This is a genomic window from Streptosporangium sp. OZ121 (genome assembly GCF_051918885.1).
Classification (GTDB): domain Bacteria; phylum Actinomycetota; class Actinomycetes; order Streptosporangiales; family Streptosporangiaceae; genus Streptosporangium.
Genome location: NZ_JBPXMC010000099.1, coordinates 1 through 817, shown reverse-complemented (window position 1 = coordinate 817; position 817 = coordinate 1). Strand labels below are relative to the sequence as shown.

Here is an 817-nt window from a genome sequence, read left to right as displayed (position 1 = left end):
TTCCGCTCGGTCGCGGTCAAGGCGCCGGGCTTCGGTGACCGCCGCAAGGCCATGCTGGGCGACATCGGCATCCTGACCGGTGCCCAGGTCATCAGCGAGGACCTCGGCCTGAAGCTGGAGTCCACCACCCTGGACCAGCTGGGTCGCGCCCGCCAGGTCATCGTCACCAAGGACGAGACCACCATCGTCGACGGTGCCGGCGACGCCGAGCAGATCGCCGGCCGGGTCAACCAGATCCGCGCCGAGATCGACAACACCGACTCCGACTACGACCGCGAGAAGCTCCAGGAGCGTCTGGCCAAGCTGGCCGGCGGCGTGGCCGTCATCAAGGCCGGCGCCGCCACCGAGGTCGAGCTCAAGGAGCGCAAGCACCGCATCGAGGACGCCGTGCGCAACGCCAAGGCGGCCGTCGAGGAGGGCATCGTCCCCGGCGGCGGCGTGGCGCTGCTGCAGGCCGGCGCCAAGGCCTTCGACAAGCTGGAGCTGTTCGGCGACGAGGCCACCGGCGCCGCGATCGTCAAGAAGGCGCTGGAGGAGCCCCTCAAGCAGATCGCCGTCAACGCCGGCCTCGAGGGCGGCGTCGTGGTGGAGAAGGTGCGCAACCTTCCCCCGGGCGAGGGCCTCAACGCCGCCACCGGCGAGTACGTCAACCTGTTCGAGACGGGCATCATCGACCCGGCCAAGGTGACGCGTTCGGCGCTGCAGAACGCGGCGTCCATCGCGGCGCTGTTCCTCACCACCGAGGCCGTCATCGCCGAGAAGCCCGAGAAGGCCGGAGCCGCCCCCGCCATGCCCGGCGGCGGCGACATGGACTTCT

1 protein-coding gene is annotated in these 817 nt (G+C 70.6%); it reads left to right on the top strand.

Annotated features, from left to right (window positions below):
- Nucleotides 1–817 (top strand): chaperonin GroEL (gene groEL / locus ACTOQ1_RS42885; RefSeq protein ID WP_440074371.1); only part of this gene is annotated, 817 nt, incomplete at both ends.